Origin of the sequence: Streptomyces sp. NPDC087270, assembly GCF_044744625.1 — a bacterium.
In the GTDB taxonomy this organism is placed as follows: domain Bacteria; phylum Actinomycetota; class Actinomycetes; order Streptomycetales; family Streptomycetaceae; genus Actinacidiphila.
The window spans coordinates 333,418-355,914 of record NZ_JBIUYR010000007.1 but is presented as its reverse complement, the minus strand read 5'-3'; the positions used below and the strand labels follow the sequence as shown (position 1 = coordinate 355,914).

20 protein-coding genes and 1 riboswitch are annotated in these 22,497 nt (G+C 74.1%); of the genes, 4 read left to right on the top strand and 16 right to left on the bottom strand.

The annotated features are described in order from the left end of the window. The first annotated feature begins 456 nt into the window (after positions 1 to 456). Positions 457 to 2,379: an AAA family ATPase gene (locus tag ACIPAE_RS17160; RefSeq protein WP_402445846.1), complete on the top strand. Its 1,923-nt coding sequence runs from the start codon at positions 457 to 459 to the stop codon at positions 2,377 to 2,379. Positions 2,380 to 2,464: 85 nt separating this feature from the next. On the opposite strand, the gene ACIPAE_RS17155 is transcribed toward ACIPAE_RS17160, so the two are convergent. The 11 genes from ACIPAE_RS17155 to ACIPAE_RS17105 all read right to left on the bottom strand — a co-directional run bounded on the left by ACIPAE_RS17155 (position 2,465) and on the right by ACIPAE_RS17105 (position 13,277). Then, the gene (locus ACIPAE_RS17155) at positions 2,465 to 3,580 is read right to left on the bottom strand and encodes a hemolysin family protein (RefSeq protein WP_329371715.1); all 1,116 of its coding nucleotides are present in this window, start codon (positions 3,578 to 3,580) and stop codon (positions 2,465 to 2,467) included. Beyond that, positions 3,577 to 4,998: a hemolysin family protein gene (locus ACIPAE_RS17150; RefSeq protein ID WP_402445843.1), complete on the bottom strand. Its 1,422-nt coding sequence runs from the start codon at positions 4,996 to 4,998 to the stop codon at positions 3,577 to 3,579. The genes ACIPAE_RS17155 and ACIPAE_RS17150 overlap by 4 nt, the downstream gene beginning before the upstream one ends. Before the next feature lie 308 nt (positions 4,999 to 5,306). Further along, the gene (locus ACIPAE_RS17145) at positions 5,307 to 5,801 is read right to left on the bottom strand and encodes a PH domain-containing protein (RefSeq protein WP_402445840.1); all 495 of its coding nucleotides are present in this window, start codon (positions 5,799 to 5,801) and stop codon (positions 5,307 to 5,309) included. A 2-nt stretch (positions 5,802 to 5,803) separates the two neighbouring features. Next, a complete protein-coding gene (gene hisG / locus ACIPAE_RS17140; RefSeq protein ID WP_328461400.1) occupies positions 5,804 to 6,652 on the bottom strand; it encodes an ATP phosphoribosyltransferase in 849 nt (282 codons plus the stop codon). 165 nt (positions 6,653 to 6,817) lie between these two features. Next, the gene (locus tag ACIPAE_RS17135; RefSeq protein ID WP_103887687.1) at positions 6,818 to 7,090 is read right to left on the bottom strand and encodes a phosphoribosyl-ATP diphosphatase; all 273 of its coding nucleotides are present in this window, start codon (positions 7,088 to 7,090) and stop codon (positions 6,818 to 6,820) included. Between the two features lie 58 nt (positions 7,091 to 7,148). After that, a complete protein-coding gene (gene ribH / locus ACIPAE_RS17130) occupies positions 7,149 to 7,634 on the bottom strand; it encodes a 6,7-dimethyl-8-ribityllumazine synthase (RefSeq protein WP_328461401.1) in 486 nt (161 codons plus the stop codon). Beyond that, positions 7,631 to 9,052 (bottom strand): bifunctional 3,4-dihydroxy-2-butanone-4-phosphate synthase/GTP cyclohydrolase II, encoded by a 1,422-nt coding sequence (locus tag ACIPAE_RS17125; RefSeq protein ID WP_402445836.1) that lies wholly within the window; start codon positions 9,050 to 9,052, stop codon positions 7,631 to 7,633. The genes ribH and ACIPAE_RS17125 overlap by 4 nt, the downstream gene beginning before the upstream one ends. Further along, entirely contained in the window at positions 9,049 to 9,732 is a 684-nt protein-coding gene (locus ACIPAE_RS17120) for a nicotinamide mononucleotide transporter family protein (protein WP_329371709.1), read from the bottom strand. Before ACIPAE_RS17120 ends, ACIPAE_RS17125 begins: the two co-directional genes overlap by 4 nt. After that, positions 9,729 to 10,403, bottom strand: coding sequence for a riboflavin synthase (locus ACIPAE_RS17115; protein WP_402445832.1), 675 nt, complete (start codon positions 10,401 to 10,403; stop codon positions 9,729 to 9,731). The genes ACIPAE_RS17120 and ACIPAE_RS17115 overlap by 4 nt, the downstream gene beginning before the upstream one ends. A 1-nt stretch (position 10,404) precedes the next feature. Further along, positions 10,405 to 11,547 (bottom strand): bifunctional diaminohydroxyphosphoribosylaminopyrimidine deaminase/5-amino-6-(5-phosphoribosylamino)uracil reductase RibD, encoded by a 1,143-nt coding sequence (ribD, locus tag ACIPAE_RS17110; RefSeq protein WP_329371705.1) that lies wholly within the window; start codon positions 11,545 to 11,547, stop codon positions 10,405 to 10,407. Between the two features lie 144 nt (positions 11,548 to 11,691). Next, a riboswitch (FMN riboswitch) is annotated at positions 11,692 to 11,822 on the bottom strand. Between the two features lie 252 nt (positions 11,823 to 12,074). Next, positions 12,075 to 13,277 (bottom strand): ROK family protein, encoded by a 1,203-nt coding sequence (locus ACIPAE_RS17105; protein ID WP_402445829.1) that lies wholly within the window; start codon positions 13,275 to 13,277, stop codon positions 12,075 to 12,077. 82 nt (positions 13,278 to 13,359) lie between these two features. Here ACIPAE_RS17105 and ACIPAE_RS17100 point away from each other — a divergent pair, with 82 nt between their 5' ends. Beyond that, complete coding sequence (locus tag ACIPAE_RS17100) at positions 13,360 to 14,622, top strand: MFS transporter (RefSeq protein WP_402445826.1); 1,263 nt, start codon at positions 13,360 to 13,362, stop codon at positions 14,620 to 14,622. Between the two features lie 192 nt (positions 14,623 to 14,814). On the opposite strand, the gene ACIPAE_RS17095 is transcribed toward ACIPAE_RS17100, so the two are convergent. Together ACIPAE_RS17095 and ACIPAE_RS17090 are read right to left on the bottom strand one after the other, a co-directional pair. Further along, the gene (locus ACIPAE_RS17095) at positions 14,815 to 16,086 is read right to left on the bottom strand and encodes an alginate lyase family protein (protein WP_402445823.1); all 1,272 of its coding nucleotides are present in this window, start codon (positions 16,084 to 16,086) and stop codon (positions 14,815 to 14,817) included. A gap of 422 nt (positions 16,087 to 16,508) precedes the next feature. After that, on the bottom strand, positions 16,509 to 17,351 hold the full coding sequence (locus tag ACIPAE_RS17090) for a helix-turn-helix transcriptional regulator (protein WP_366410069.1): 843 nt from the start codon (positions 17,349 to 17,351) through the stop codon (positions 16,509 to 16,511). 187 nt (positions 17,352 to 17,538) lie between these two features. On the opposite strand from ACIPAE_RS17090, the gene ACIPAE_RS17085 reads away from it, so the two are divergent. Next, positions 17,539 to 18,399 (top strand): NAD-dependent epimerase/dehydratase family protein, encoded by an 861-nt coding sequence (locus ACIPAE_RS17085; protein ID WP_329371698.1) that lies wholly within the window; start codon positions 17,539 to 17,541, stop codon positions 18,397 to 18,399. 3 nt (positions 18,400 to 18,402) lie between these two features. On the opposite strand, the gene ACIPAE_RS17080 is transcribed toward ACIPAE_RS17085, so the two are convergent. Then, positions 18,403 to 18,864 (bottom strand): cupin domain-containing protein, encoded by a 462-nt coding sequence (locus tag ACIPAE_RS17080; protein WP_329374448.1) that lies wholly within the window; start codon positions 18,862 to 18,864, stop codon positions 18,403 to 18,405. Between the two features lie 235 nt (positions 18,865 to 19,099). On the opposite strand from ACIPAE_RS17080, the gene ACIPAE_RS17075 reads away from it, so the two are divergent. Further along, the gene (locus ACIPAE_RS17075; RefSeq protein ID WP_402445819.1) at positions 19,100 to 19,927 is read left to right on the top strand and encodes a DUF5995 family protein; all 828 of its coding nucleotides are present in this window, start codon (positions 19,100 to 19,102) and stop codon (positions 19,925 to 19,927) included. Here ACIPAE_RS17075 and ACIPAE_RS17070 read toward each other — a convergent pair. Both ACIPAE_RS17070 and ACIPAE_RS17065 read right to left on the bottom strand, forming a co-directional pair. After that, complete coding sequence (locus ACIPAE_RS17070) at positions 19,913 to 21,631, bottom strand: NAD(P)/FAD-dependent oxidoreductase (protein WP_329371695.1); 1,719 nt, start codon at positions 21,629 to 21,631, stop codon at positions 19,913 to 19,915. The two genes, ACIPAE_RS17075 and ACIPAE_RS17070, sit on opposite strands and share 15 nt — an antisense overlap. Continuing rightward, on the bottom strand, positions 21,628 to 22,446 hold the full coding sequence (locus ACIPAE_RS17065) for a carbon-nitrogen hydrolase family protein (RefSeq protein WP_329371694.1): 819 nt from the start codon (positions 22,444 to 22,446) through the stop codon (positions 21,628 to 21,630). Before ACIPAE_RS17065 ends, ACIPAE_RS17070 begins: the two co-directional genes overlap by 4 nt. Between the last annotated feature and the right edge of the window lie 51 nt (positions 22,447 to 22,497).

Sequence of the window (22,497 nt, the reverse complement as noted above, 5' to 3'; positions counted from 1 at the left end):
GTCGGACCCGGTCGGCGAGTGATCGCAAGTGATCGGCGACCGCGCGCGATCTCGTCACGAACGGGCTTCCGCGATCGCTTGACCGGCCGGGTATCGAGAGATTACGTTTTCAACCAGCGGCGTTGCGCAGCCGCTCAGCAGACACGGAGCCCCCGATTGTTCCCCCGTGATCGGGGGCTTCGTCCTGCTCTCCGCGCCGTTCGCCACGCTGTCGGCGCGCCCTTCTCCTCACCCACCGTGACGACACGGCACCTCAAGGTCCCCTCCCCCGGCACGCCGTGCTCCCCCGTCCCGCTTGCCTCGGCACCCTACGGTGATCGGACCATCGCGGGTACGATGCGCGAAGGGGTCGGTGCGGTGCCTGGGGGGTATCGCAGTCTGCTCAACTCCCGCCCGTTGGCCACGGGTTGGGGCGTGCGTGTCCGCGAGGCGGGGGGACGGAGTGGTGGGGACTTGATGGACTTCGGCACCGACCGCCCGGGCGCGCCGGCCGATCTGGCCTGGTTGCGCGGGGTGGACGCGTACACGATGGGCGCTTACGTGCAGGCCGAGGAGGAGTTCAGGACCGCGGTCCGGCTGGACCCGGGCATGGCCGACGCGTGGCTGGGCCTGCACGCGCTGCGCGCCGACACCTCCACCGCGCTGCTCCAGATGTACCGGCACCGCGACCGCTTCGGCGAGCAGCGCGCCGCCCACCGCCGCACCCTCAACTCCTGGTACTGGCTGGGCTGGTGGGTGCAGCCGGTGCTGGAGACCAGCCGCGACCTGCTGCTCGCGCACGCCTCGCACTGGCTCGACGGCCGCCATGTCGCCGAACTGGACCGGGCGTTGGCCGACTGCCCGCCGGTGGACACCGACCCGCAGGTGCGTTTCCTGCACGCCTGCCGCGCCTACCTGGTCAAGGACTGGGAGCGGCTGGTCCGGCACACCGAACCGCTGCTCGGCGACACCGTACTCGGCATCGAGGCGGGGCTGTTCGGCGGAATGGCCCGGGTCCGGCTGGAGATGTGCGGCCAGGCCGAACCGCTGCTGTCCGCCGCGCTGATGCGCTGCCGCAGCGAGCAGCCGCAGCGCAAGGAGCTGCGCTACTGGCTCGCCCGGGCCTACGAGGGCACCGGCCGCAGCGCCGCCGCCGTACCGCTCTACCGCGCCGTGCACCGGGTCGACGCGTCCTTCATGGACACCTCCGCCCGGCTCGCCGCGATCCACGAGTCCGACGACGGCCTCGACGAGGGCGCGGGACTGGCCGCGGTCTCGCTGGCCGGGGGTGGCGGCCAGGCCGTGCCCGAAGGCGGCGACCCGGACGGCGGCTACCCCGTCGACTTCCCGCCCGACCCGTCGGCGGCCACCGGCCCGGGCCCCGACGCCGAGTTGGACGAGTCACTGCTGATGTCCGGGCCGCTGGACGACGCGGTACGCGACCGGTCCGCGCCGCCGGCCGGCGGCGCGGCGGCCACCGGCGCGGCCGGACTGCCGCTCGGCGGCTCCGACTCCGTGCTGCTCGCCGAGGCGCTCGCCGAACTGGACCGGATGGTCGGTCTTGAGCCGGTCAAGCGCCAGGTGCGGGCGCTGTCGGCCCAGTTGCGGATGGCCCGGCTGCGGGCCGGGCAGGGCCTGCCGGTCCAGCCGCCGAAACGGCACTTCGTCTTCTCCGGCCCCTCCGGCACCGGCAAGACCACCGTCGCCCGTATCCTCGGCCGGGTCTTCTACGCCCTCGGCCTGCTCGGCGGCGATCACCTGGTCGAGGCCCAACGCTCCGACCTGGTCGGCGAGTTCCTCGGGCAGACCGCGGTGAAGGCGAACGAGCTGATCGACTCCGCGCTCGGCGGGGTGCTCTTCGTGGACGAGGCGTACGCCCTGTCCAACTCCGGCTACAGCAAGGGCGACGCCTACGGCGACGAGGCGCTCCAGGTGCTCCTCAAGCGCGCCGAGGACAACCGGGACCGGCTCGTGGTGATCCTGGCGGGCTATCCCGAGGGCATGGACCGGCTGCTCGCGGCGAACCCCGGACTCAGCTCGCGCTTCACCACCCGGGTGGACTTCCCCAGTTACCGTCCGCAGGAGCTGACCCGGATCGGTGAGGTGCTCGCCGGCGAGAACGGCGACCGGTGGGACGACGAGGCGCTCGACGAACTCGGCGCGATCAGCGGGCATGTCGTCGACCAGGGATGGGTCGACGAGCTCGGCAACGGGCGCTTACTGCGGACCCTTTACGAGAAGAGCTGCGCCTATCGGGATCTGCGGCTGTCGGAGTACCCGGCCGCACCGAGCCGCGACGAGCTGGCCACGCTGCGCCTGCCGGACCTCATGCAGGCGTACGGCGAGGTGCTCTCGGGGCGGGGCCCCGGGGCCCCGCCCCCGGCCGACCCGACGGAGTGACGCCCGCGGGCGGCACCGCTCGCCGGACCGGGCCCGGGGACAGGGCCTGGGGACGCGGTCCGGGACATGACCCGGCGGCCAGGGCTCAGCGCACCAGTTCACCCGGCGAGGTGCCTTCGGCGGCCGGGCCCGGGAGCGGCACCCCGTTCTTCCGCGGGGACGCCCGGTGCGCGGGGTCCCGGACCTCGCCGACCAGCTTTTCGAGCACGTCCTCCAGGGCGACCAGGCCGAGCACCCGCCCGTTCGCGTCGGTGACGGACGCGAGATGGGTGGCGGCGCGGCGCATGGACGTGAGGGCGTCGTCGAGCGGAAGGTCGGCGCGGAGGGTGGCCATCGGGCGCCAGAGCCGCTGCGGCACCGGCTGGTCGGGGTCCTCGACGTCGAGGATGTCCTTGACGTGGAGGTAGCCGAGATAGCCGGAACCGCCGGAGGCGTCCGCGCCGGCGGCCACCGGGAAGCGGGAGTAGCCGGTCCGCACGGTCAGCGCCTCGATCTCGCGGGCGGTGGCCCCCGGGCCGAGCGTGACCAGCTCGTCCGGGGTGAGCAGGACCTCCGTGACCGGGCGGGTGCCCAACTCCAGGGCGTCCTCCAGCCGCTCCTGCTCGTCGGAGTCGAGCAGCCCCGCGGCGCGCGCGTCCTCGACCAGGACGGTCAGCTCGGCGCTGGTGAACACCGCGTCGACCTCGTCCTTCGGCTCGACCCGGAACGCCCGCAGGATGAGCCGGGCGCACGACCCGAGCACCGCGATCACCGGGCGGAAGACCCGGGCGAACCCGACCAGCCCGGGGGCGAGCCGCAGCGCGGCCTTCTCCGGGTCGGACATCGCCAGGTTCTTCGGCACCATCTCGCCGATCACCAGGTGCAGGAAGACCACGATGGCCAGCGCCAGCACGTAGCCGATCGGGTGCACCAGGTCGTGCGGGACATGGACGGCGGAGAAGGCGGGCTCCACCAGGTGGGCGACGGTCGGTTCGGCGACCGCGCCGAGGGTCAGCGAGCAGACGGTGACGCCGAACTGCGCGGCGGCCATCATCTGCGGCAGGTGCTCCAGCCCGTACAGGACGGTACGGGCGGCGCGCTGCTCCGCGGCGTGCGGCTCGATCTGGCTGCGGCGCACGGAGACGAGCGCGAACTCGGCGCCGACGAAGAAGCCGTTGCCGAGCACGAGCAGCACGGCGAACAGGAGTTGGAGTGCGCTCATCGGTGGTCGTCCCCCTCGACTCCCTCGACGCCCCCGACGCCGGCGGCACGGACAGCACCCGCGGCGCCCGCGGCGCAGCCGGCGCCGTCGTCCGGTCCGTCGTCGGGTCCTGACGGTGCGGTCCGCACGATCCTGACGCGTTCGGCCCGGTGGTGGCCGACCTCCTCGACGCGCAGCAGCCAGCCGGGCAGGTCGGCGGTGTCGCCGACCTCGGGGATGCGGCCGAGCAGGTCGGCGACGAGACCGGCGACGGTCTCGTAGGGGCCCTCGGGCGCGGCCATGCCTATCCGGGCGAGGGTGTCGATCCGGCAGCCGCCGTCCGCCGCCCACGCCGGGTGGCCGTCCTCGGCCGGCGCCTGGGCGAGTTCGGGCAGGTCGGCGGTGTCGTGCTCGTCGCGGACCTCGCCGACCAGCTCCTCGACGATGTCCTCGAGGGTGACCACGCCGGCGGTGCCGCCGTACTCGTCGACGACCACCGCGATCGGCTGCTGGCTGCGCAGCAGTTCCAGCAGGTGCTGGACCGGCAGCGTCTCGGGCACCAGCAGCGGGGCGACGGCGATCCGCGACACAGGGGTGCGGTCGCGCGCGTCGGCGGCCACCGCGAGCGCGTCCTTGAGGTGCACCATGCCGGTGGTGTCGTCCAGCCGCTCGCGGTAGACGGGGAACCGGGACAGGCCGGTGGCGCGGGTGAGGTTGAGGACGTCGGCGGCGGTCGCGGTGTCCTCCAGGGCACTGACCCGCACCCGGGGAGTCATCACGTTCTCCGCGGTGAGGTCGCCGAGCGACAGGGTGCGCACGAACAGGTCGGCGGTGTCCGGCTCCAGGGCGCCGGCGAGCGCGGAGTGCCGGGCCAGCGAGACCAGTTCGCCGGGGGTGCGGGCGGAGGCCAGCTCGTCGGTGGGCTCCACGCCGAGCATCCGCACCAGGCGGTTCGCGGCGCGGTTGAGCAGCTCGATCACCGGGCGGAAGGCGCTGGAGAAGGCCCGCTGCGGGCCGGCCACCATCCGTGCGACGGCCAGCGGGCGGGAGACCGCCCAGTTCTTCGGTACGAGTTCGCCGATCACCATCTGCACGCCGGAGGCGACCATCATGCCGATCACCACGGCGAAGCCGGGGGCGGCGCCTTCCGGCAGGCCGGCGGCGTGCAGCGGGTCCTCCAGCAGGTCGCCGAGCGCGGGCTCGGCGAGCATGCCGACGACCAGCGAGGTGATGGTGATGCCGAGCTGGGTGCCGGAGAGCTGGAAGGAGAGTTTCCGCAGGGCGGCGACCACGCTGCGGGCTCTGCGGTCGCCCTCGGCCGCGGCCCGCTCGGCGGCGGGGCGCTCCACCGTCACCAGGCCGAACTCGGCGGCGACGAAGAAGCCGTTGGCGAGGATCAGAACGAATGCTGCCGCGAGCAGCAGCAACGGGGTGCTCATGAGGCCGCCGCCCCGCGTTTCCGGTGGGAGTTCCGGGCGGGAGGGGCGGCGCAAGTACTACCGGACGGTTCGTCCATCGGGGTGTGAGTGTCACTCCTCGGGTGGGCGCCGCGCGGGGCGGCGCCGGGGTGGGTGGGCGCGGTCGAGTGCGCTTGGTGAACCAGGGTAGTCACTGCGGGCGCGCCCGCGAAGTGACGGTGCCCACCCGGCGGAAGACGGCTGCCCCCGCGGGGACGGGGTGCTCTCGGGACAGACGGTCGCCCCGGCGCCGGGGGCGGGGGCACCGCGGCCCCCTGGGGATGGCCCCCTTACGAGGACGGGGCCTCGCCCAGCGCTTCCACCAGCTCACGCAGCCTCCGGGCGTCGCGCACCGCGCGCCCCCGGGCGATCCCGGGCTGAATCCCCATCACCGCCAGGGTCGTGCCGTCGGCGAGGTCGAGGCGGACCCAGGCGTCGCCGTGCCCGAGGTTGACCCCGAGCACCTCGGCCCAGGCCAGGCGCCGCCGCACCGTGAGGTTCACCACGGTGAGCCCGCTGGTGTCGGCGACGGCCTTCGGCCGGCTCAGCAGCGTCAGCCCCGCACCGATCAGCACGGCCGTGCCGACCACGGTGCCGCGCTCGGCGCTGCTCCAGGGCGAGGCGCCGTCATGCGGCATGAGCACCGCGACGCTGGTCAGCACCACGACGATCGCCACGGCGAGTGTGAGCAGCACCACACGGGTGACGACCGGCCGGAAGGTGATCGGCAGGTCGTCCGGCGCGGCGGCGGCGGCCGTGGGGTGTTCGGCCGGGGCGCCGGGCATCGTCACAGCCGGGCGGCGTGGATGCCGGTGGTCAGGATGGCGCGGGCGCCCAGGTCGTAGAGCTGGTCCATGATGAGCTGGGCCTCGGCGGTGGGCACCATCGCGCGGACCGCGACCCAGCCCTCGTGGTGCAGCGGGGAGACGGTGGGCGATTCGAGCCCGGGGGTCAGCGCGACGGCCTTCTCGACCTGCTCGACGCGGATGTCGTAGTCCATCATCACGTACCGCCGCGCGACCAGGACGCCCTGCAGGCGGCGCAGGAACTTCCGCACGTCGACGTCGTCGGGCTCGGCGCCGGTGCGGCGGATGACGACGGCCTCGGACTCCATGATCGGCTCGCCGAACGCCTCCAGGCCGGCGATGCGCAGCGAGGTGCCGGTCTCCACCACGTCGGCGATGACCTGGGCGACGCCGAGCTGGATCGCGGTCTCCACGGCGCCGTCGAGGTGGACGACGGAGGCGGCCACGCCGCTGTCGGCGAGGTGCTTGGCGACCACGCCCTCGTAGGAGGTGGCGACGGTCAGCCCGGCCAGGTCGGTCACGTCGCTCGCGGTGCCGGGCTTGGCGGCGTACCGGAACGTCGAGCGGGCGAAGCCGAGTTGCAGGATCTCCTCGGCGCTCGCCCCGGAGTCCAGCAGCAGGTCGCGGCCGGTGATGCCGATGTCGAGCCGGCCGGAGCTGACGTAGATCGCGATGTCGCGCGGGCGCAGGTAGAAGAACTCGACGTCGTTCACGTTGTCGAACAGGACGAGTTCCTTGGACTCCTTGCGCTGGCGGTAGCCGGCCTCATGGAGCATGGCCGCCGCGGGTCCGGAGAGTGCACCCTTGTTCGGTACGGCGATGCGCAGCATGGGGTCGGGTTCCTTTTCTTCGTCGGGTTCTTCGAGTACGGCGGATGTGCCGGACGTGCCGGCTTCATCGGTGGTGCGGGGGGGGGACTCGCGGCGGTACGGGTCCGCGGGAGACGCGGACCCGCCGCGCGTGCGCGGTGCGCCGGGCGTACGGTGCCGCCCGGCTCACAGATGGGCGTAGACGTCCTCCAGGGAGATCCCGCGCGCCACCATCATCACCTGAACGTGGTACAGCAGCTGCGAGATCTCCTCGGCGGTCGCGTCCGGACCTTCGTACTCGGCCGCCATCCACACCTCGGCGGCCTCTTCGACCACCTTCTTGCCGATCGCGTGCACGCCCTTCCCGACCAGTTCGGCGGTGCGGGAAGTGCTGGGGTCGCCGGTGGCGGCCTTCTGCCGGAGCTCGCTGAACAGCTCCTCGAATGTCTTGTCAGCCATGGTGGTCCCTAGCGTACGGGGAAGTGCCCGGGGACCATCGCCATGGTTCGGATGCTGGTCACCGCCACGGTTCGGAGACCGAGCGCAGGATGGCCGCGGTGGCCACCGCGGCGGTCACCGCTTCGTGGCCCTTGTCCTCGGTGGAGCCGGGCAACCCGGCCCGGTCCAGCGCCTGCTCCTCGTTGTCGCAGGTGAGGATGCCGAAGCCGACCGGGACTCCGGTCTCCACGGAGACCTGGGTGAGCCCGGCGGTGACGCCCTGCGAGACGTACTCGAAGTGCGGGGTGCCGCCGCGGATGATCACGCCGAGGGCGACGATCGCGTCGTAGCCGCGGCCGGCCAGCACCTTGGCGACGACGGGCAGTTCGAAGCTGCCCGGCACCCGCAGCAGGGTCGGCTCCTCGATGCCGAGGTCGCGCAGGGCGCGGACCGCCCCGTCCACGAGGCCGTCCATCACCTGGGTGTGCCACTGCGCCGCGATGACGGCGACCCGCAGGTCACCGCAGTTCTTCACGGTCAGTTCCGGGGCGCCCTTGCCGCTCACTTCTCTCCTCGGGTAGTGCTTCGGGTGGTGCTGCTTCGGGTGGTGCTGTTGCCCGCGACGGTTTCGGGCAGGGCGCCGGGGACGGCCGCTTCGCCGTCGAGCCACGGCAGTTCGTGGCCCATCCGGTCCCGCTTGGTGCGCAGGTACCGCACGTTGTGCTCACCCGCGACGACCGGCATCGGCACGCGGGAGAGCACCTCCAGGCCGTGTCCGACCAGTGCCGCGGACTTCGCCGGGTTGTTCGTCATCAGCCGCAGCGAGCGCACTCCGAGGTCGGTGAGGATGTGCGCGGCGGCGGCGTAGTCGCGGGCGTCGGCGGGCAGGCCGAGTTCGAGGTTGGCGTCGAGCGTGTCGCGGCCGCGCTCCTGGAGTTCGTACGCGCGCAGCTTCGACATCAGGCCGATGCCGCGGCCTTCGTGGCCGCGCAGGTAGAGCACCACGCCGCGGCCGGCGGCGGCGACCTCGCGCAGCGCGGTCTGGAGTTGCGGGCCGCAGTCGCAGCGCAGCGAGCCGAAGACGTCGCCGGTCAGGCACTCGGAGTGCACCCGGACCAGGACGTCGGTGCCGTCGCCGAGGTCGCCGGCGACCAGCGCGACATGCTCGGCGCCGTCGGCGGGGACGCGGTAGCCGTACGCGCGGAACTCGCCGTAGGCGGTGGGCAGTCGGGTGCTGGCCTCGCGGCGCACCTCGGCCTGCTCGGCGCGGCGGTAGGCGATCAGGGCCTCGATGGAGATGATCGCCAGGCCGTGCTTGCGGGCGAAGGGCACCAGCTCGGGGAGCCGGGCCATGGTGCCGTCCTCGAGGGCGATCTCCACGATGGCCGCGGCCGGCCGCAGCCCGGCCAGCCGGGCGAGGTCGACGCCCGCCTCGGTGTGGCCGGCCCGCTCCAGCACCCCGCCGGGGCGGGCGGCGAGCGGGAAGACGTGGCCGGGCCGGACGAAGTCGTCGGCGCGCGCGGCCGGGTCGGCGAGCAGCCGGATGGTGGCGGCGCGGTCGGCGGCGGAGATGCCGGTGGTCACGCCGTGCGCACCGCTCGCGTCCACGGACACGGTGAACGCGGTGCGCATGGACTCGGTGTTGGACTCCACCATCTGCGGCAGTTCCAGCCGGTCCAGCTCCGGGCTCTCCATCGGCACGCAGATCAGGCCGCGGCACTCGTTCATCATGAAGGCGACGATCTGCGGGGTGATCCGCTCGGCGGCCACGACGAGGTCGCCCTCGTTCTCCCGGTCCTCGTCGTCGACGACCACCACGGGGCGGCCCGCGGCGATGTCGGCGATGGCCCGCTCGACCGGGTCGAGCACGAGGTCATCAAGGTCGTCGAGACCGTCGGAGGCGTCGACCGAGGTGGGCCCGTCGGGGACGCCGCTGTCGATGCGGTGCTGCCAGGGGTCGTGCGGTGCGGTCACGGTGGTCATGCCGTCGCTCCTTCCGCGGTGGTGACGGGCTGCCGCGGCTGCGGGCCGCCCTGCTCGCCGGCGGTGCGCCGCGTCTGCTGCCACCAGGCGTACATCCCGGCGATCACCAGGACGAAGTAGATGATGTAGACCAGGCCGGAGAACGGCAGCCCGCTGTGGAAGTTCAGCGGCACGCCGACCAGGTCGACGGCCAGCCAGGCGAACCAGAACTCGACCCAGCCGCGGGCCTGCGCGTACATCGCGGCGAGGGTGCCGACGAAGATGTAGGCGTCCGGCCACGGGTTCCACGAGAGCTTCGGGTAGGCGAGGAAGAGCGAGGCGACCGCCACGGTGCCCAGGCCGGTGGCGAGCACCAGGACGGCCCGCTCGCGCCAGGTGGCGAAGCGGATGGCGAGCCGGCCGGCGCTCCCGCCGCTGCCGCGCCGCCACTGGAACCAGCCCCACACCGCGACGGTGATCACCACGAGCTGCTTGCCGACTCCGCCGCCGAGGTGCGCGCCCCAGAACGCGGCCACCAGCACCACGCCGGAGAGCAGTTGGACCGGCCAGGTCAGCATGGCCCGCCGCCAGCCGAGCGCGAGGGCGGCCAGGCCGAGCAGGTTGCCGATCATGTCGGACCACACCACGTGCTGGTCGAACGCGGTGAACGCCTGGCTGTTCAGCCAGTGCACGATGCTCACCGGCCGGCCCCCGTCCGCCGGTCGTCGTCACGGTCGGTCGCGCGGTCGGCGTCACGGTCGGCGTCACGGTCGGTGGCGCGGTCGGCGCCGCCGAGCATCCGCTCGACGTACTTGGCGATGACGTCCACTTCGAGGTTGACCGGGTCGCCCGGCTGCTTGATGCCGAGCGTGGTCAGCGCGAGGGTGGTCGGGATGAGGCTGACGGTGAAGAAGTCCGCTGCCGCGTCGACCACGGTCAGGCTGATCCCGTCGACGGTGATGGAGCCCTTCTCGACGACGTAGCGGGCGAGTTCGGCGGGCAGCGCGATCTTGACGATCTCCCAGTGCTCGCCGGGGACGCGCTCCAGCACGGTGCCGGTGCCGTCCACGTGGCCCTGCACGAGGTGGCCGCCGAGCCTGCCGCCGAGCGCCATCGGCCGCTCCAGGTTGACCCGGGAGCCGGGGGCGAGCGCGCCGAGGCTGGAGCGTTTGAGCGTCTCGGCCATCACGTCGGCGGTGAAGGCGCCGTCGGGCAGGTCCACGACGGTCAGGCAGACCCCGTTGACGGCGATGGAGTCACCGTGTTTCGCGCCTTCGGTGACGACGGGTCCGCTTACGGTGAAGCGGGACGCGTCGCCCAGGTCCTCGACGGCGGTGATCTCGCCCAGCTCTTCCACGATTCCGGTGAACACGTCAGCTCTCCTGGGGTGCGGTGGGGACGTCGGCGGGAGTGGCGGCGCTGGCGACGGTGGCAGCGGGTACGGCGGTGACGCGCAGGTCGGGTCCGAGGCGGTCGACGCCGGTCACGTCGAGCCGCAACGCCCGCGCGATGGTGGTGATTCCCCCGCCCGTGAGCACGGCGGGGCCGGCGCCGAGCAGCGCCGGGGCGAGGTAGGCGGTGACGGTGTCGATGTATCCGGCGGCCACGAACGCCCCCGCGAGCGTGGGCCCACCTTCGAGCAGCACCGAGCGGACCCCGCGGGCGAGCAGTTCGGCGAGCAGCGCGGCCACGTCGACGCCGCGGCCCTGCGGCGCGTACGGCAGCCGGACGACGTCCACGCCGGTCGCGGTCAGGTGGGAGGTGTCGGCGTCCTTGCCGACGGCGATCAGGGTGGGCGCGGCGTCGTCGAGCACCCGGACGCCCGCGGTCGTACGGGCCCGCGTGTCGACGACCACCCGCAGCGGCTGGGTGGCGCCGTCGATGCCGCGTACCGCCAGGTGCGGGTCGTCCGCGGTGAGGGTGCCGGAGCCGACCACGACGGCGTCGGCCTCGGCGCGCAGCCGGTGCACGTCGGCGCGGGCCTCGGCGGAGGTGATCCAGCGGCTGGTGCCGTCGGCGGCCGCGATCCGGCCGTCGAGGGTGGCGGCGTACTTCCACCGGACGTAGGGGCGACCCTTGCGCACCGAGGTGAGCCAGGCCGCGTTGACCGCGGCGGCCTCCTCGCCGAGCAGGCCGCCGGCCACGTCGACGCCCGCCGCGCGCAGGGTGTGCGCGCCGCCGGACGCCACCCGGTTGGGGTCGGCCACCGCGTACACCACGCGGGCGACGCCGGCTTCGATCAGCGCCTTCGCGCACGGGCCGGTGCGGCCGGTGTGGTTGCACGGTTCCAGGGTGACCAGGGCGGTGCCGCCGCGGGCCCGCTCGCCGGCGGCGAGCAGCGCGTGCACCTCGGCGTGCGGTCCGCCGGCCCGCTGGTGCCAGCCCTCTCCCGCGACGCGGCCGGCCGCGTCGAGGATCACGCAGCCCACCACGGGGTTCGGCGCGGTCGCGCCGAGGGCGCGCGCGGACAGCGCGACGGCTCGACGCATCGCGTCGGCTTCTGCACTGGTGGCCACCGGGTCCTCCTGCCTCATCAGGCACGGACTCCGGGGCGAGGGAACTGACGGGCTCCCACTCGCCGGAACGACCGACCACGCACGCACCGATCCGCGCCTGCGCACGGACCCGCTCCTACGGCGGCCTTCCCGAGTGAACGCCCGCCGCGCACTGCCTCCCATCCGGACTTTCACCGTCGGTCCAGGAATTTCACCTGGTCAACCGGCCGCTGGCTGCGGACGGGTCGCGGACTGTAACCGCCGGTTCGGAATTACACCGACCCCGGAGTGCGCGAACGTCACTACTGCGGTCAAGTCTGCCACGCGACGGTGCTCTCGCTCCACCCCCACCTCTTTGTGCGCTCCCTCACACAACCGGACGCGCCCGTGCGCCCCTGTCCGCCGGTGGCGGGACCTCGCGGTCCGCGGTGGCCTGTCGCGCAGTCCCTCCCCCAGAGCCTGCCCCCGGCAGAGCCGGGGGGAGCACCCCCAGCGCCCCTGTGCAAGTGCGGCTCCCACCGTGCTTGCCCCGTGGGAACCCGGGGGGATCAGGGCGCCGTGGCGAACACGTCCTGCTGGGCCGCGTCCATGGCCGTGATGACCGCACCGCGCAGGATCGGGCCGCCCTTGACCGCGGTGACGTGGAAGGACGTGCGCAGCGGGGAGAGCCGGGCGAAGGCCGCGCCGACCCGCTCGGCAAGCACGTCTCCCCCGGCCTCGCCCACTTCGCCGGCGAGCACCACCCGGCCCGGGTCGAGCACCGCGCAGATGGCGGCGGCGCCCACCGCGATCCGCTCGGCAAGTTCCGTGAGGAAGGCGTCGGCCCCGCCCGCGACCGCGGCCCGTACCGCCGACGCCGCCGACTCCGCGTCCGCCCCGGACCCGGGGGAAAGCCCGTGCGCCCGCGCCAGCGCGCACACCCCCCTGCTCCCCACCAGCCCGTGGTACCCCTTGTCGCAGTCCTCCGCGCTGGGCAGCGCCCCGTCCGGCGAGATCGGCAGGAACCCGACCTCCCCGGCGCCGCCGGACACCCCGCGCCGCAGCCGCCCGTCGAGCATGACGCCCGCCCCGACCCCGCTGCCGATCCACAGCAGTACGAACGTGTCGCCGTCGGGCCCCGCGGCCGCGACGCGCTGTTCCGCGACGGCCGCGAGGTTCGCCTCGTTCTCCAGCAGGACGGGCACGCCGAGCCGCCGCCGCACCTCGTCCACGAAGTCCGCGTGCCAGGCGGGCAGCGCGCCGGAGGGGCTCAGCCGCCCGGTGCCGGGGTCGATCAGGCCGGGCGCGCCGAAGACGACGGTGTGCAGTGCGGCTGGGCCGGCCGTCCGCGCGGTCCCGGTCAGCAGCGCGATGCCGTCCTCGACGATCCGCTCGGGGTCGGCCCCGGCGGCTACCGGCCGCTCGGCGCGGGCGACGGTCCGCCCGAGCAGGTCGGCGATCTCCACGCCGATGCTCTCGATCCGGACATCGAGCCCGGCGACGTACGCCCGGTCGGCGACGATCCCGTAGACCCGCGCGTTCGGGCCGCGCCGGGCCGCGCCCGCCTCGCCGACCACCTCGATCAGCCCGGAGTCCTGAAGGCGTTCGACCAGGTCGGCGACGCTGGGCCGGGACATCCCGGTCAGCTCCTTCAACTGCCCCGCGGTGAGCGGCCCTTCCTCCTGGAGCAGTCGCAGGGCGAGCCGGTCGTTGATCGCCCGGGCGGTGCGGGGGGAGGCACCGCGCCCGGGGTGCGCGCTGGTGGCGGTCATGGCGGCGATCCTTCCAGAACCCGCCGATGCGGCCGGAAAAGCGGCTTAACTTTCAGGCAGGCTTCCTGATAGTTTACCGCGCATGACGAGCAGTTCCCCGCCCGCGCAGTGGTCGCCGGCGCAGTGGTCACCCGCCCGGGTCCGCCGGGCCCACCTGACCATGCGCGCGGCCTTCGCCGTGCACGGCGCGGTCCAGGGCTCGTTCGCCACCCGCATCCCGTGGATCAAGGACCATCTCGGCCTGAGCGCGGGCACGTTGGGGCTCGCGCTGGTCTGCCCGGCGATCGGCTCGTCGCTGATGATGCCGCTGGCCGGACGGCTGATGCACCGCTACGGTTCGCGCGCGGCCCTGCGGGTGCTGCTGGGCGTGTGGTGCGCGACGCTCGCGCTGCCCGCGCTCGCGCCGGGGCTGCCCTGGCTGTGCGCGGCGCTGCTCGCGTTCGGGGCGACCTCCGGCATGGCCGACGTGGTGATGAACGCGCTCGGCATCGCCGTCGAGGAGCACAAGGGCAAGTCGATCATGTCCGGGCTGCACGGCATGTGGAGCGCGGGCACGCTGGCCGGGGCCGCGGTGGGCGTCTCGGCGGTGCGCGTCGGCCTGGACGGCCGGGTGCACCTGGCCCTGATGGCGGCCGCGCTGGTGGTGGCCGCGCTGCTGATCACCTCGGGCGCGCCGGATGTGCGCCCGCACGAGGACGAGGCCGCGCCGCCGCGCTTCTCGCTGCCCCCGAAGGCCGCGCTGGTGATCGGGGCGATCGGGTTCTGCGGGGTGTTCGCGGAGGGCGGCAGTTCCGACTGGTGCGCGGTCTACCTGAAGGAGATCGCGCACGCCTCGCCGGCCGTCGCCGCGCTGGCGTACACCGCGTTCTCGTGCACGATGGCCGTCTCCCGGCTGGTCGGCGACCTGGTGGTCCGGCGGCTCGGAGCGGTGCGCACGCTGCGGATCGGCGGGGCCGTCTCCACGCTCGGCGGCCTCCTCGTGGTCCTCGCGCACACCCCGGCGCCGGCGATCATCGGGTTCGCCCTGATCGGGGTGGGCATCTCCACGACGGTGCCGCTGTGCTTCGCCGCGGCCGGGCGGCGCGGGCCGGTGCCGAGCCAGGCGATCGCCGGGGTCGCCACGGTGACGTACACCTCCGGGCTGGTCGCGCCCGCCGCGATCGGGGGTATCGCGGGGGCGAGTTCGCTGACCACGTCCTTCGTGCTGGTCACCGTGCTGACCCTCGGGCTGGTGCTCGGCGCGGGCGTGGTCCGGCCCACCCCGCGCAAGGAGGTGGCCGCCTCGGGCGTGGCCGCCCCAGCCGCCCCAGCCGCTCCCGCCTCGTCGCCGACCACCGGCCGGTGAGCGGGGCGGCTGCCCGCCGCCGGCCGCCGGCCGGTGGATCGCGCGGGTACGGCCACCGGGTGGTCCGCCCCGCTCGCCGGGCCGCGCGCCCGGCCCCGTAGACCCTCCGGGTCGCGGACCGTCGGCTCAGGGACGGCGCGTCCGCGGCCCGGAGGTCCCGTCCGATCGCGCGGGCGGCCGCCCGCGGTGGCGCTACCGCGAGATCGGGTCGAGCTGTTCCGGGGAGGGGCGCAGCGGCCACAGGTCGCCGCCGGGCGGTGCCTGGAGTTCGGGTACGGCCTCGGCCGCCGCCGGGTCGCCCGCCTCGGCGGCGGCCCGCACCACGTCGCTCGCCGCGAAGCGCTGGAAGTGCAGCTCCGGGTGCGGCCAGGGCGCGCGGCCGGTGGCGGCGGGAAGCAGATAGCGGACCGCGTCGAGGATGCCCGCGCCCGCGGGGTTGCGGTACGACCACAGGTCGACGCCGACCTGCCGGCCGATGTGGGCGAGCCGGGTGAGGGCCACCAGGCAGAAGGTCGAGTAGTGCCAACTACGGCTCCTGGCCAGCTCTTCGGGCAGGCTGCCGTCCGCCGCGATCTGCGGGTCGATCCGGGCGGCGCGGGCGGCGAGCACCGTCCGGCGGGCGGAATCCGGCTGTCCGACGGCGAGTTGGAGCGCGGCGAGCTGCATGTCGAAGAAGGTGCCGTGGTTGTTGGCGGTGGCCGCCTCCTCGGCCGCGAAGTCGCCGCCGAGCCAGCGGGTGAAGTCGGCACACCAGGCGTGCATTCCGGCCCGGTCGGCCTCGGTCCAGCCTGGGGCGCCGGCGCCGAGCAGCGCGATCGCGTCCAGGATCGAGGTGAACTGCTGGGCGAAGTCGATGATGCCGATCGGCCGGCCGTCGGTGCTGCCGGGGATCGCCTGGGCGTGCGCGAGATGCGGGTTCATCCGGGTGGCGGGGGCGAGGAACCAGGTGCGCAGCAGGTGGGCGGCGTGCTCGGCGTAGTCGGCGCGGCCGGTGTGGTACCAGGCGAGGGCGAGGGTCTGCACCGCGTCGAACATCGCGCCGCGCCCGCGGTGGTCGGTGATGAGGCCGACCTCGGGGTTGCGCAGCCCGTCCCGCCGCTCGTACGGCAGGCCGTCGGGGTCGGCGGCGGTACGCGGGCGGCTGGGCCACCAGTACGGGGCCTGGCTGAGGTAGTCGTGCCGGTCACCGCTGGGCGGGAGCTGCGGCTTGTCCGTCACCGACCATGGGCCCAGGGCGAGTTGGCGCTCCGCGCGGGCGGTGAGGTGGGCCAGCGCCGCGGTGGCCTCGGGGTCGCCGGAGCGCAGCCGGTCCCGGGCCTGCCGCAGGCGGGTGCCGTCGAGCACCACGGTCGGCGGCACCACGGTCGGCGGCACCGCTTCGCCTGCGACGGCCGTCCGTATGGCGCCCGCCGCGCTCCGTACGACCGCATCCGCGCCCGCCTCCGCCTCCGGACGTTCCCGCACCACAGCCTCCCGTTCGCGTACATGAACCCAGTTCATCAATGAGATCGCTGGATCGTATGAGGGCAGTCCGCTCCGAGGCAATGGGGAGCCGGCGATACGGGCTTGCGGTACAGGGATGCGGCACAGGTACGCGTCAACGGCGTTGCGGCATCGGGTCGCGGTGCGCTCCCGGGTACCACCCGGTGGGCGCTTGTGCGCAGGGCGCCCCGCGCCACTGCGGCATCCCGCCGCGGCCGCGAAAAGAGCGCGGCGAGAAAGCGGTCCGGCGGGTGCGCACGGGGGAATCGAACCCGCCGGACCGTGTCTCCACGTTAGCGCGCCCTTACGGAACGTCGAAGGCGCGAGTCGGACAAATGCAGTCGCGCGAACACGCCATGGCACAGGCTCGCGCCATCTCCCGCGCCACACAAGGGAGTTGGCGGTCAGCTCACGGAGAGGTCCTGTAGGCCGACCACCCGCAGCAGTTGGAGCCGTTGGTACGACTCGGAGCCGGGCCGGGCGGTGAACACCACCAGCCGCTGGTCCCCTTCGGCACTCAGCAGCACCTCGCAGTCGAGCGTCAACTCCCCCACCACCGGGTGCCGGAAGCGCTTCACGTCCGAACGCCGCACCGCCACCCCGTGGTCGGTCCACAGGCGGGCGAACAGCGGGCTGGCGGCGCGGAGTTCGGCGACCAGCGCGGCCGGGCGCGGGTCCTTCGGCCGGGCCGCGACGACCGCGCGCAACTGCGCCACATGGCTCCTGGCCACCCGCTCGAAGTCCTCCGCCGGCAGCGCCGCGCGGCCCTCGGGGTCGGTGAACATCCGCCGCACGATGTTGCGCATCGCCGGCGGCCGGGCGGACACGTCGCCGTGCAGCGCGGCGGCCATCGCGTTCTGCGCGAGCACGTCGCCGATGTCGCTGAGCACCTGTGCGGGCGTGTCGTGCAGCCGGTCCAGGATCAGCAGCAGCCCCGGGCGCACATGCCGGCCGCCGCCCGGCTCGCGCGGCGGCACCTCGCCGGCCAGGTGGAAGAGGTGGTCGTGCTCGTCGGCCGTCAGCCGCAGCGCACGGGCGAGCGCGGCGAGCATCTGCCGGGACGGCCGCGGGCCGCGGGCCTGCTCCAGCCGGGCGTAGTAGTCCGCGGACATGCCCGCGAGCTGTGCGACCTCCTCCCGGCGCAGTCCGGGCGTCCGGCGGCGGGGGCTCCCGGCCAGGCCCACGTCCGCGGGTCCCAGGCGGCCACGGCAGCGGCGCAGGAAGTCGGCGAGTTCTGGTCGGTCCACGCCTCCAGCATGCGGCGGCCGCGCGGGGCTATCCAGGGAGTGCTGCTCCCTGGATCGGCAGGTCTCTCCCGCCCGGCGCCGGTCGGCCGCACGGTGGGAACCGCACCCCGACGGACAGGAGCGGCGGACACGGTCCGCCGGCCGCCGTCCGGCGGACCGTACAACGGACACTTCCGAGGAGCACGTCATGAGAATTCTGGTCACCGGAGCCACCGGCCAGGTCGGCCGCAGGTTCGTCCCCCGGCTGATGCAGCAGGCCGGGCGCGGCGGCGACACCGTACGGCTGCTGGTGCGGGACGAGGCGCGGGCCGAGCCGCTCACCCGGCTCGGCGCTCAGGCCGTGGCCGGCGAGCTGCGCGACGGCGCCGACGTGCGCAAGGCCGTCGACGGTGTCGACGCGGTGGTGAACATCGCGGCCTCCTTCCGCGGTGTCCCCGACGAGGAGGCGTGGGCGGTCAACCGCGACGCCGCACTCGACCTCGGCCGGGCCGCGGTGGAGGCGGGCGTGCACCGCTTCGTGCAGGTCAGCACCAACCTGGTGTACGGCGCCGGGCGCGGCCGCCCCGCCGTCGAGGACGACCAGCCGCTGTCCGGCGGCCGGCACCCGGGCGCCGCCTACCCCGACTCCAAGTGGGCAGCCGAGACCGGGCTGCTCGCCCTGGACGGTCTCGACGTGCGGATCGGCCGGCTCGCGTTCGTCTACGGCGAGGGCGACCCGCACCTCGCGCAGGTCGTGCGGTGGGCCGAGGGGTGGGCCGGGCACAAGCGGCTGCAGATGGTCCACCACGCCGATGTCGGCCAGGGCCTGCTGCGCCTGCTGTACGCCCCCGGCCTGGCCGGCCGGACCTACAACATCGCCGACGACGCGCCGGTCAGCAGCGTCGAACTGCTCTGGCTCAACGGCGTCGAGCCGCCCGCCGAGGCCGCCGACCGCCAGGTCGAGGACCCCTGGGACGGCATCGTCTCCACCGCCCGCATCCGCGACGAGCTGGGCTTCCGCCCGATCCACCCCTCGGTCTGGACCGCGCGCGACGCGGGCGCGCTGTAGCGGTCAGCGCGGCGGCCCGAGGATGATCTGGCCGTACCGGTCGGCCGCCTCGGCCATGACGTCCTGGGAGATCTCGAAGCCCTCGGGGCGGGGAGCCGACTTGTCGCGTCCGGCGTGGCGGAACATGCCTTCGATGCCGCCGGGGGTGCAGATCATCAGCAGGTCGGCGGTGTCGGAGGTGATCCGGTAGCCGTGCGGGACGTTGCGCGGCAGGAAGACGATGCCACCCTCGGCCAGCTCCCTCTCCTCGTCGTCGCACCACACCAGCGCGGTGCCCTTGACCAGCATGAAGACCTCGTCCTCACGCGTGTGCAGGTGGTACGGCGGCGCTTCGCCCTTGCGGACGGAGAAGCGTCCCACGGTCAGTTGCCCGGCGGTGGCCGCGCTGTCGAGGAGCACGGCGAACTCCCCGCCGTCGAGCCATTCGAGCTTCTGCTGCTGTTCGGGCTGTGCCAGGTAGGCCATGGTCACGGCGGTGTCCGTTCTGCGCCGTCGAGGGCGCGGTCGGCGGGCGCGGCCGGCGCGGCCGGGCCGTTTCCTTCCCGTCGTCGAGCATGCCCTCGGCACCGCCGCGACCGCCATACGTGGCAGGCGGAACCGGTCGGCACGCCTCCCGCACGCCGCCGGTCCGGTCCGCCGTCACGGCGACATCGCCGCGCGGCGCGGGAGGCGGCGGCGGGGTGGTGCGGAAGCTGGGGGGATGACGACGACGGCACAGTGGACGGCGCCGGGGGACGTGGCGGATGTGGTGGCGCGGATGCGGGCGCTCGCGGCGGGGCTCCCGCCTGCGGACGGGGTGGCGGTGTTCAACCGGGTCTACCTGGCGGTCACCGAGGAGGTCACCCGGGGGCTCGCCGGCGGGCGGTTCTCGGACGGTCCCGAGGCGGCGGAGCTGGCCGTGCTCTTCGCCGGGCGGTACCTGGCGGCGGTCGAGGCCGGGGAAGCGGCGGGTGGCGCGGCCGGCGGCGGCAGGCACCGCGCCGCCGAGGACAGGTGCGCGCCCGCCTGCTGGCGGCCCCTGCTGCGGGCCCGGGCCGACGAGACCGTCCATCCGCTCCAGTTCGCCCTCGCCGGGATCACCGCCCACGTGGGCCACGACCTCCCGCTCGCGGTGGTCGACACCTGCCGGGCCACCGGCCGGGTGCCCGCCGAGGTCGCCGCCGACTACGCCGAGGTCGGCGGCGTGCTGACCGCCATCGAGGTCCGGGTCAGGGAGGAGCTGATGCCCGGCCCCGACCTGCTGGAGCGCCTCGACCCGCTCACGCACGCCGTCGCGTCGTGGTCCCTGGCCCGCGCGCGGGACGGCGCGTGGGCCACGGCCCGCCTGCTGTGGGCGATCCGCGACCGGCAGGAGGCGTACGAGGACTGCGTCCGGAGCCTGGAGTCGTCCGTCGGCCTGATGGCCCACGCGCTGCTCGCCCCGTTCCCGGCCCACCGCGCACGCCGCCCGCAGGCGCCGTCCGCACCGCCCGCGCCGGCGGCTCGTCCGATCCCGTCGGCTCCGCCGCCCGCGTCAGTCCTCCGGTAGCAGCACCGGCGCGATCTCGTCGTAGCGGTCGCCGGGGCCCGGGTTGAGCGGGTCCGTGGCGCCGCCCAGGTGGTGCATGACGCCCCACACCGCGTTGAGCGCGGTCTGCACCGCGCCCTCGGCCCATCCGGCGGTCCAGGACACGTCGTCCCCGGCGAGGAAGATGCCGCGCTGGTCGGCGGGGAGCAGATCCTGCACGAAGTGCGTGAACAGCCGCCGCTGGTAGCGGTAGTGGCCGGGCAGGTTGGCCTTGAACGCGCCCATGAAGTAGGGCTCGTCCTCCCACGAGACGGTGACGGGGTTGCCGATGACGTGCTTCCTGATGTCGACCCCGGGATAGATCTCGCCGAGCGACTTGAGCATGACCTCCATCCGCTCGTGCGCGCTCAGCGGCAGCCACTTCGAGCTGTCGTCGCACCAGGTGTACGACAGGCAGATCACCGCCGGCCGGTCCGGCCCGTCGTCCAGCAGGTAGGTGCCGCGGGTCATCCGGTCGGTGAGCGTCATCGACATCGTGTCGCGGCCGGTGCGCGGGTCCCGGTCGAGCCAGAACGGCCGGTCGACGGGCACGAAGAGCTTGCTGGACTCCATGTAGTGGGTGCGCTCGATCGCGGTCCAGTGGTCGATCGGGAAGAGCGAGTCGTCGCAGGCGATCTTCGACAGCAGCATCCAGCTCTGCGCGGTGAACACCGCGGCGCGGTAGCTGCGGATGTCGCCGGTCGCGTCGGTGACGGTGATCCGGTTGCCCGCGGTGCGGTGCAGTCCGGTGACCGCCGGGCGCGGGGTGCCGCCGTGCAGGGAGCGCAGCGAGGTACCGCGCGGCCAGTGCAGCAGCTTGTCCGGCTCGCGTTCCCACAGCCGCAGCGGGAGTTGCCGGCTGCCGCCGACGATGCTGTGGTGGTCGTCGTCGGCGCCGGTGTAGACGACCCGCAGGATCTCCAGGATCGAGTTGGGGAAGTCGGTGTCCCAGCCGCCGGTGCCGAAGCCGACCTGGCCGAAGATCTCCCGGTGCCGGAACGACGCGAACGCCGGTGCGGCGCACAGGAATCCGTAGAAGGTCTGGTTGTCCAGCCGCTCGACCAGCGCGGACCAGATCTCCCTGATCCGCGGCACGTCCCTGGTGCGCAGCGCCTGCTGCATCGCGGAGAAGTCCGCGCCCTCCTCCAGGCAGGCGTTCCAGGCGCGCATCACCTGGTGGTAGACCTCGGGCAGGTCGTCGACCGACGTGGCGTAGTGCGACTGCCCCTTGAGGTCGACGACCGTCGAAGGGGTGCAGGGCGCCAGCGGGTTGGGGAACGGCTTGGTGGTCAGCCCCACCAGGTCGATGTAGTGGCGCAGCGCGGTGGACGACGGCGGGAAGCGCATCGCGCCCATCTCCGCGGTCAGCGCGCCGTCCTCGCCGACGGCGCCGAACCCGTCGAAGGCGACGGTGCGCAGCCGGCCGCCGATCTCGTCGGCCTCGTAGAGCACCGGCCGCAGGCCCATCCGCATCAGCTCGTAGGCGGTCACCAGGCCGGACAGGCCGCCGCCGATCACGGCGACCTCGGTGCCGTGGGCGGCCGGCGGCACCGCGCCGAGCCCGGCGGGGTGCGCGAGGAAGTCGTCGTAGGGGAAGGGGAAGTCGGGGCCGAACATCGTGATGGGCGGTTCGGCCTGGGCCCGGACGTGCCCTTCGTCGTGGATGGCGGTGGGCACGGACGTCATGGGGCGGTTCTCCTGGCGGCGAGCGAGCCGTACAGCTCGGGGCGGCGGTCGGTCAGGTACGGGTTCTGCTCGCGGGTGGCGCGCAGCAGCTCCATGTCGGCGTCGGCGACGAGGAGTTCGGGTCCGGCGCCGGCCCGGGCGCGCACCGCGCCGTCCGGCCCGGCCAGGCAGCTTCCGCCGGCGAAGTCGTACGCGCCTTCCGGGCCGCAGCGGTTGGCGTACGCGATGTGCAGGCCGTTCTCGAACGCGCGGGCCGGCAGCAGCGTTTCGGCGACGAACTCGTACGGGCGCATCAACGCGGTGGGTACGGCGAGCAGTTCGGTGCCGGCCAGGGCGTGCGCGCGTACCGCTTCGGGGAACTCGACGTCGTAGCAGATCAGCAGGCCGATCCGGACGCCGTCCAGGGTGGCCTGGACCAGCGGGCGGTCGCCGGGGGTGAACACGGAGCGCTCGTAGTCGCCGAAGAGGTGGGTCTTGCGGTAGTCGGCCAGCGCGGTGCCGTCGGGGCCGGTGAGCCGGGCGGCGTTGTAGACGTGCGCGCCGTCCCGCTCGGGGTAGCCGTGCACGATGGCGATGGCGTGCCGTGCGGCGATGCCGGCGATGTGCTGGGCCGCGGCCCCGCCGGCCGGCTCGGCCGCTTCGGCGACCGCGTCCCCGAGGGCGTAGCCGGTCAGGAACATCTCCCCGGTCACCAGCAGCCGTGCGCCGCGTCCGGCCGCCTCGGCGGCGGCCGTCTCCAGCGCCGCGAGGCTCGCCGCGGTGCTCGCGGGCAGCCCGCCGGGCCCTTGCAGCAGCCCTGTCCGCAACGCTTCCACGGTTCCCCGCTTCCTGGTGACCGATCCGGTCCGCAGCGGCTTTTCCGCAGC